Raw genomic sequence first — 8279 nt, 5'->3', positions numbered from 1 at the left:
TACATTGCCCCAACGGACTAGATCCTGTATTGCCTTGCCTGAACGCCGGAGATCTTCGGCGCCGGACGTCCTAGACACCGGACGTCCTAGACACCGATCGTCCTAGACACCGGAGGTTTCAGTCGTCGGCAGCGAACTGTTCGGCCGGATGTCCTTCCAGTTCTGTTCCACATACGCCAGGCACGCCTCCCGGCTGTCCTCGCCGTGCGCAATGGACCAACCGGCGGGCACGTCGATGAAGTTGGGCCAGATCGAGTGCTGGCCCTCCTCGTTCACGAGAACCAGGTACGTGCCGTCGTTGTTTTCGAAGGGATTTGACATGAGAACATCCTCCATAGGGATCAGGCATGACCGTTTCGCGGAATCGTGATATTGGCTCCGTGAATCGGTATTCTGACGAGTGCATAAGCGAGGAAGTCGCGCGAGAGAAGCGGCGCGTGACCGGAGCGACTGCTGACTTACCGGAGGCCGCGACCCCTGGTTGAATCTGTGCAGGCAGAAAACTGCAAGGGGCGATCATCCAACAGCGCAAGAACTGCTAGAGGCGGCGGAATGATGGGATGCCAGGAATGGGGAGGCTGTGAACCGCCTTGCACGTCGGGCGTCACGTGCCCGTCGGCTGCAGCACACTTTCTCTCGGCACTACCTCAGCCGACTTCGCTTGCCAGCTAGTCGTTTGGTGATTGCGCATACCGCGACTGCGAATCCGCGCCCCCGCGAGTCTGTACATAATTTCCCCTCTTGGTCACCTTCTTCCTACCTGAGGCGTCAATTGGAGTCAAATGCTCACCGACCTGCTGTCCCGCCGAGTGGACTGACTTGATGGGGCGTCGGTATCGAGGGGGCCATGCGCAAGGGACCGATGGGCGCCGGGAGCTTAGTAAGACCCGGTTCACGGGGTGTTTTCCCTGCACGGCGGGCGCTCGGAGTTTTCCGAGCGGGTCGCCTTCACTGCCGACGACGCGGAGTACTCGCCCTACCCGGATGGCAGGTTCGACGCGGCGGTATGCGAGCGAAGTATTTGCTTGATCTTGAACATTTGTTTTCTGCGCCGTAAACGTATGATTGCGGAGCCGCTGGCGCGACTCATGGGGTGTGAGATTCTCGAAGAGGGCATGCTTGCGCAGTCGGCGCCGGGTTGTAGAAGCTCTCGATGAACGCGAAGTCCTTGCCACGAGCAGTGGTCGGCTCGGACCAGATCCGGTGCCGCCCTCCCCCTTGAGGATGGCCGTAAGTTCTCGGCGGCGATGTTGGTAAGACACGAGCCGGTCGTGTTGGTGCTCTGTCGAAGTTTCAACACATGGCCGTGCCATGGAATTCGGCCAGGATGTACTCGCTACGACGATCGCTGTGCACGAGCAGCCGTGCTACAGATTCTTCAGCCGTGGGCTATCCGCAGCGCATTGACGGTGGCCGAGCCCCGTGGCCCGCGACCGCTACCAGCTCGCCGACATCGGCGTCGAGGACAAGGACGTCGTCGAGGTCGGCCGCCCGCAGTTGTCCCCGATCCGGCCGTACCAGGGTGCGCCGAAGGACCGTCTGACCACCGTGCTGTACGCCCCGACCTGGGAGGGCTGGGACGGCAACCTGGGCAGCACCTCGGTGATCCTGGCGGGCGAGACATGGTCCGGGAGCTGCTGGCCGACGACAACGTTCGGCTGCTCTACAAGCCGCACCCGATGACCGGTTCCGTGGACCCGCGGGTGGGCGCCGCCAGCGCCCGTATCCAGGCGGTGCCGCCGTGGGCTCCAGATCGCAGGGGGCGAGTCAGACGACCGCCACGGCTTCCTCGGGCATGGCGTGGCTTATCTTCCGGATGCGTGCAACCACCACCCGGAGCAGAGTCACCGAGAGGCCGGTTGGGGATGGATTCCGCAGCCGCCGGTGGGTTTTTGGGAAGGCATTCGCCCAGCACGTCCCGCACAGGCCACTGAGGGCGCCAAGGTACTCGTCGCCCAACGCCGGAGTGGCAGCTGCTTGTCATAGCGGCGGGGACGCTGTACTTACCGTCTCCTCGACAGTCTCGCGGCTGCCCGTTCTCGTATGACGGGGTCTGTGCTCAGCGCGGCGTCGGCGAGCAGGTGGATGTGCCAGTACAGCTGGATCCTGCCCTCGGCAGTGGGACCCGGCCGGTTGGCGAGCGCGAGTACGGGCGTGGGGTCGTCGAGGCCGAGGCGTACGGCGAGGCGTCCGAGGTCGGACTTCTCGTCGCCGAAGATGGCCAGCTCCCAGTCGATGAGCAGTCGGGAACCGTCAGGTTTGCGAAGGAGGTGGCCCGGCTGCAGGTCGTGATGCAGCAGCACTGGCTGGACCGCGCCCCCTGACATCGACTTCCTGGTGGAGCAATCGGGCCGTGGCGAGCAGGGCCGGGGCGGCCGTCGCGTACACGTGCAGTTGGTCGTGGGTGTAGTCGGTCCAGTCGCCGTGTCGTCGGGCGCCAGCGAGGCGGCCGAAGTGGGTGCCAGGGATGCGGTGGACGGCAGCCAGGGGTTCGGCAAGCTCCTCCAGGAACTGATCTGCGGGCACAGCTTTGCGTAAATGGCGTTCTGCGCGGTCCACGGCGGGGTGTTGCCCTGGGACGCGGCGAGCAGCTGTGGAGCTGGGGCGCGGTGCGTGGCCAGGAGGCGGAGAGCTGCGGCTTCGTTTGCGGCGCGGGCCGGGTCGTCGTAGTGCTTGAGAATGTACGGCGTTGGTCCGTCCACCGACCAGACGCGGTTGGCCTGGCCGGTGGTGATGTCGCGGGCCTCGGGTGGGAGGCGGCCGTCTATGCCGTTCATGGCGCTGTCAGGCGACGTCGCCGAGGTAGCTGTCGGGCGCCTCGGTGAGGGAGGCGATGGGGTGACGGATGGCCTGCGGCAGCAGGTTGAGGGTGGGAACTTTGCCCAGCGGCACCCATTCCAGACCGGTCTGAACCTCGTCCTGGGCGTGGCCGCCGAGTTGGCCGGGGTCAGTGGTGGGGGTGCACAGGAAGATCGCTTCGATGCGGTGGGTGTTGGCTTCTTGTACGGGGTGGTCGTGGTGGGCGCCGATGTATTCGCGGAGCCACAGCAGCCGTTCGACGGTGACGGTCAGGCCGGTTTCCTCGTCGACTTCGCGGCGGACGGCGTCGCCGAGACTCTCCCCGGGATGTTGGCCCCCGCGGGGAGGAAGTAGCACTCCTGGTCGTCCCAGTTCGCGCGCATGAGGAGGACATGGCCGGACATGAAGTGGCCGCGCATCTCGGCGAACAACCACAAGAGCACGGCCAAGGCCCTCACCAAGGTCACACTCGCCCTGCTGCGCACCGAACTCCCGGACCGCTTCGGCCTGTCCAGGTGCGCCGGGCCCTGCGCGAGTACGCCTTCAACAAGCTCCGGCGCGACAAGGCGCCGTCCGAGCTCCGCACCATCCTGTCGTGGATCGGCCGCAACTCCCTGCCCATAGTGGCCTGGGGGGACACCAAGCACGTCAATGCGGCCATGCGTGCGCTCGACACGCTGCCGGACGGCAGCCCGACCGCCGCCAGCTCGGTCAAGTCGGCGATCTTCCGGCTCACCGTCGACCACATCGAGGAGACCGACGGAGTAGTCCGCCTCCGGCTCGGCGACGTCCCCGTCGACTTGCCCGGCCCCGTCGCTGAGCTGGCCCTTCAACAAGTCGCGGTTCGTCGCAGCCATGCCGCTCTCGCCCGGACGGATTCACCCTGGCTCTTCCCCGGAGGTCAGCTCGGCCGACCGATCAGCGTCTGGGCCATGGGCGAACGTCTCCGTAAACTCGGCATCCGGCTCGCAGAGACTCGCTCAACTGCCCTGTTCCAACTCGCCACCGAGCTGCCCGCCGCGGTTTTCGCCCGTACCCTCGGCATCGGCATCACCGTCGCCGTCAAATGGCAACGGGCCGTCGCCGGAGACTGGGGCACCTACGCGGCTGAGGTCAGCCGCCGGAACAGCTCCTGACAGCGGGGGTATTCCGGGAGTTCCAATACCCGAGCACACCATTACGCCTGCAACCGGACGCCCACAAGTCCGTCCTTGGCGCCTGGGAGCGCCTGGACGTCCCGTTGAACATCGCCGCATAGACGTTCCTCGGCCCTGTCCTCCATGGGCAGGGCGGAGGCGCTGTGTGGGGGGCGATGCCAGGATCACGGGTGCCGGTCGGCCGGATTGTCTTCGGAGCGCGTCCAGCGACCCTCGGCGTCAAAACGGCCAGGGGGCGTAGATGTCGACCTCAATAGGTCGCGCAGAGCCTCACGGCTGGCCGGCGGATCCGGCGGGATCCGCAGCGGGTTGCGAAGGGGATCGAGCTGTGCTGCGTTCGCCTCGGCCCATCGGAGCCATTCCAGCTCGTCCCACGGAATCGAGGCGTCATCGGCCCGTGTTCGGTCAGCGTGGCAGAAGGAACGGATGTCCGCAGCCTGATGCCACGCCCGTGCCTGCTCGGGCAGGACCTTCGCTCGGTGCTGCTCGACCTGCTGCTTGCGTGTCTGCGCAACGGCCGCGTACCAACGGCGCCGCTCCTCGGCCTCGCGGAGCTCCTTCTCCCGTTGCCGGCGTTCGGCTTCGGCCGCGAGGTCTTCGAGGTCGCGCAGAAGGCGCCCCAGTCGGGACTCGAGCGTCCATCGGGCACCATCACTGTACGAGTACGAATACTGGCACCAGCTTCCGGCGGGCGCGCCGATCGGAACTCGTCCGCGCGGCCGCCCTCCTGTGCGGAGGAGCCGCCTACGCGGGGACCCTGACCGCCCTGGGCCGACACTACCGCGATGCCCTGGCTCTGCCGATCGTCGGCGCACCCAACGACGTCCTGCTGTCCCGGATCGGCGAGCAGGAACTGAGCGGAGAGGACTCCCGGTGACCCATGGAGCTCTACCGAGAGGACCAGAGCGTGGTCCTGCGCTACGCCGAGCATCTGAGCGGCATCGACTCCGCCGCGCTGCGCCGCGCCTCCCTGCGCGAGGGAGCAAGGATCCTGCGGCTCCCCTCGTTCCACCAGGTCGACATCGACGTACTGGACCTGTCCACCTTGTCCACCACCGGCACCTTCAAGGACTGGGTCGCCTGCGTCGCCGTCGCCCGTGCCCTGGCCGCCGGTCACCGCACCGCGGCGGCACAGAGCTCCGGCAACACCGCGAACGCGTTGGCCGCCTACGCCTCCCGGACCGGAATCCGGCTTGTGGCGCTGTACCCTCCCGCGTCCCGTAGGCGGATCCACCCCCGGCTGGCACGACATCCCCGGGTGGACTTCGTCGAGGTGCAGGCACCCGAGAAGCAGATCAAGGAAATCCTGCACGCGGCCACGTGCGCCGTCGGCGTTCCTGCCCTGCCGGGAGCGCACGACCAGTTCGAGGGCAACAAGCTGCGCGCGTATTTCCTGCGGGACGCGGCGCGGGCGATCGGCCATGGTTGGGACTGGCATGTGCAGGCCGTGTCCAGCGCCTACGGGCCACTGGGCTTCTACCGGGGAGTGGCCGAGGCGGATCCCGCCGTGCCGAGGGTGGCACCGCGCTTCCTCGGGGTGCAGCAGGAGGCGGTCACCCCGTACGCCTGCGCGCTCGACGGCGCCATTGCGGCCCCGGAGGCGGCGATGCTCGAACCCACCCTGTTCCGCCAGTCCCTGTCCTCGGACCTGATTGACGAGATGCGGCAGGTGTGCACCAGAACCAACGGCACGGTGCGTTGTCTACCCAACCGTCACTACCTGAAGTGGGAACCGCACGCCATCGCCATGTTGTCCGACGTCGGCATAATGGTCACCCACACCCCGGACGGGCAGCCACAGGAGCGCGCCGGCCTGTACTCGCTGGCCGGCGCGCTCGAAGCGATCAGCGACGGCGTCATCCCTGCGGGCAACAGGGTCCTTCCGGTGTACACCGGCGGATCGGGGCCCGTGACGGATCCGTACATCCCAGAGCATGTGGTGACCGCCCAGGACGCCACGCCCCTGGTCGAGCGCATTCTGGCCGACGCGGCCTGACGGCGCCTGAGGCCGGCGGTGCGGCTGACCTTCGCCGGTACGCATCCGAACCCATCGACGAGGTCACGACCACCAGCGAACGGACAGCCCTCCACTGAGCCCGCGATTCCCCCAACACCATGGCCCCGACCTCTCCCAGGTCGGGGTCATCGTGTTGGGTTGGGCGCCAGCTTACGCCGGCGCTTCTGGTCCTACCAGGCGATCGGCAGGCGCTCGGGGATGCGCTTCATAAAGCGGGTGCGCCAGACGAGTTGGTCGACGGGGACGGCCAGATGCAGGCCGGGCATGCGGGTGGTGAGGGCCTCGATCGCTATCTCGATGTGCTTCCTTCCGAGCGGGACGGCGGGGCAGTAGTGCCCGCCGTAGCCGAAAGAGAGGTGAGCGGCCGCGTTGGGCCGGTCGATGTCGATGGTGTGCGGGTCGGGGAACACGCTCTCGTCGGTGTTGGCGGCCTCCACCAGGACGAGGACGAGTTCGCCCTTCCTGATCTCTGTGTCGCCGAGCTGCATGTCGTCCATGGCCAGGCGGGGCAGCCCGTCGGCGATGGACAGGTTCACACGCAGCAGCTCATCCACGGCGGCCGGTATCTTGCCGGGATCCGCGCACAACAGCTCCCAGACGTCGGGGTTCTGAAGGAGCGTGAACACGGCCATGGTCAAGGCGCCCATGGTGGAGATGACTCCGGCGCCGAACATGGTGACGCCGACGGTGGCGAGCATCTCGTCAGTGAGGTGCGCATAGTCGGGGTCACCACGGAAGGCGGCGAGTTCGGCCATGAGCCCGTCAGTGGAGGGGTCGTTGAGCCGCCCCGTCATATACGCGAGGTCGCGGTCCCAGTTCAGGCGCGCCCCGGTGATGGGGCATGCCGAGTTCATGAACGCGATGTCGAGACTGGACGCCAGCAGCGGTGCGTCATCGCGGGGGATGCCGAGGATGTGGCAGTGGAGGTGCTCGGCGTAGGGGCTGGCGAACTGCCCGCGCAGGTCGACCGGCGGGCCGTAGCCGAGGATGCCGTCGACCAGGTGGGCGGCGTGGTCGGTCATCCACTCCGTCAGGCCACCGGCCTTGGGGTTGATCGCCTTGAGTACGGCCTTGCGCAGACCGGCGCCGGTGATGTTGCCCATGTTGTTGACCACCTCGGGCGGGATGGTCAGCGCGTACTGCCGGGGAACGCCAGGGGCGGACGTGTCCTTGAGGCTGAAGCGGGGGTCTTCGAGCACCTGCTTGCACAGCTCGTAGGAGGAGACGAGCCACGCCTCATCCCCGGCGATGGTGCGCACCCGGGTGACCGGGGTGGCGCGAAGTCGCTCGATCTCCGGGGGGAGGCGGTCGCCGCGCGGGGAGAACGGGAAGTCGATCAGGGGCGGGGCGGTCGTCACTGGTCGTGTCCTTCGGTGATAGTGCCGGCGGGGGTTATCACGGCGTGGCCCTGGTTGCGTGTGGCGCGCAGGCCATGCCCGCGTGAGTACAGGAGATCGGCCATCGGCAATGCCTGGTGGTAGCAGTTGAGCGATGAGGGGACGCCCATGATTGCGGGGGTGTCGATGAACAGCGGCGCTTCGGCACAGACGTAGTCGAGGCAGACCTGACGCTGACGGTCCGTGGGCTGCTGCCCGTCGAGAATCTTGCCGGTGAGGAACTGGCCCACGAGCTGATCACAGATATCGCGGAACGCCGGGTCGGTGGACAGCTGATGGTCGAGGGTCTTGCGTATGACCCGATAGGCGGGGATGTCCAGCAGCGCGGACATGGGGCGGCCGCGGAGCCTGGTGCCGTCCGGGTCGAGCGCGGCAACGGCGGCGGTCACCTTGGCCCGTACACCGCGCAGGTTCTTCACGGCCTTGCGCTGGGCTTCGATGGCCGGATAACCGAGCGCCTCATACATGTCGGCGACATGCAGATCCGTATAGAGGAGATCGACCTGGCGGAAGTTCTCCCACCCCCAGGCGGCGAGGCTGAGCACTCGCTGATGGGTGAAGTAGGAGTTCCCCGGAGAGATGCCGATGACGGCGTGATCACCTTCGTCGGTGATGACTTGGCAGTGCGGGGTGTACGGACGGACGTGAAAGATCTCGGTCGCTGTCGTCAAGAGACGATGTCCCTACGTGCCGCTAGTCCCTGGGAACCCCGTGTTCCCGGTGTGGCGGCGACAGCGAAAACCTACCCGATTGTCGGTTCCGGATGATGTCGAACCAGGAAGTAACTCCCAGGTCAGGCCGCCTAGTTGAGTTCATATTGCGTTCACAACCGGGGGGCGCCCGACCCGCGGCGGTCGTCGGATCCTGGTGGGTCGGCGAGAACAGGGAGTTGTTCAACCCGATCACGGT

General features: G+C 66.8%; 7 protein-coding genes and 1 pseudogene. 3 read left to right on the top strand and 5 right to left on the bottom strand.

Annotation, left to right across the window (positions count from 1 at the left end):
- Positions 1–102 precede the first annotated feature (102 nt).
- A complete protein-coding gene (locus K9S39_RS12050) occupies positions 103–321 on the bottom strand; it encodes an MbtH family protein (protein ID WP_248863345.1) in 219 nt (72 codons plus the stop codon).
- A 1098-nt stretch (positions 322–1419) separates the two neighbouring features.
- Here K9S39_RS12050 and K9S39_RS12045 point away from each other — a divergent pair.
- Positions 1420–1778 (top strand): annotated as a pseudogene (locus K9S39_RS12045) (hypothetical protein); the annotation flags it as partial.
- Positions 1779–2003: 225 nt separating this feature from the next.
- Here K9S39_RS12045 and K9S39_RS12040 read toward each other — a convergent pair.
- Together K9S39_RS12040 and K9S39_RS12035 are read right to left on the bottom strand one after the other, a co-directional pair.
- Positions 2004–2777: a phosphotransferase family protein gene (locus tag K9S39_RS12040; RefSeq protein ID WP_248863344.1), complete on the bottom strand. Its 774-nt coding sequence runs from the start codon at positions 2775–2777 to the stop codon at positions 2004–2006.
- A 7-nt stretch (positions 2778–2784) separates the two neighbouring features.
- On the bottom strand, positions 2785–3156 hold the full coding sequence (locus K9S39_RS12035) for an NUDIX domain-containing protein (RefSeq protein WP_248863343.1): 372 nt from the start codon (positions 3154–3156) through the stop codon (positions 2785–2787).
- 158 nt (positions 3157–3314) lie between these two features.
- On the opposite strand from K9S39_RS12035, the gene K9S39_RS12030 reads away from it, so the two are divergent.
- Complete coding sequence (locus K9S39_RS12030; protein WP_248863342.1) at positions 3315–3935, top strand: hypothetical protein; 621 nt, start codon at positions 3315–3317, stop codon at positions 3933–3935.
- Between the two features lie 901 nt (positions 3936–4836).
- On the top strand, positions 4837–5952 hold the full coding sequence (locus K9S39_RS12025; protein WP_248863341.1) for a pyridoxal-phosphate dependent enzyme: 1116 nt from the start codon (positions 4837–4839) through the stop codon (positions 5950–5952).
- A 191-nt stretch (positions 5953–6143) separates the two neighbouring features.
- Here K9S39_RS12025 and K9S39_RS12020 read toward each other — a convergent pair whose 3' ends face one another.
- Positions 6144–7331 (bottom strand): cytochrome P450, encoded by a 1188-nt coding sequence (locus K9S39_RS12020; RefSeq protein WP_248863340.1) that lies wholly within the window; start codon positions 7329–7331, stop codon positions 6144–6146.
- On the bottom strand, positions 7328–8041 hold the full coding sequence (locus K9S39_RS12015; protein WP_248863339.1) for a tRNA-dependent cyclodipeptide synthase: 714 nt from the start codon (positions 8039–8041) through the stop codon (positions 7328–7330). Before K9S39_RS12015 ends, K9S39_RS12020 begins: the two co-directional genes overlap by 4 nt.
- Between the last annotated feature and the right edge of the window lie 238 nt (positions 8042–8279).

The sequence above is a fragment of the Streptomyces halobius genome (genome assembly GCF_023277745.1).
GTDB lineage: Bacteria > Actinomycetota > Actinomycetes > Streptomycetales > Streptomycetaceae > Streptomyces > Streptomyces halobius.
This window is presented reverse-complemented; position numbering and strand designations above follow the sequence as displayed.

Bases quoted from the DNA above. Each gene is read 5' to 3' on its own strand.
- K9S39_RS12050 (WP_248863345.1), bottom strand. From the start codon at position 321: ATGTCAAATCCCTTCGAAAACAACGACGGCACGTACCTGGTTCTCGTG.
- K9S39_RS12040 (WP_248863344.1), bottom strand. From the start codon at position 2,777: ATGAACGGCATAGACGGCCGCCTCCCACCCGAGGCCCGCGACATCACC.
- K9S39_RS12025 (WP_248863341.1), top strand. From the start codon at position 4,837: ATGGAGCTCTACCGAGAGGACCAGAGCGTGGTCCTGCGCTACGCCGAG.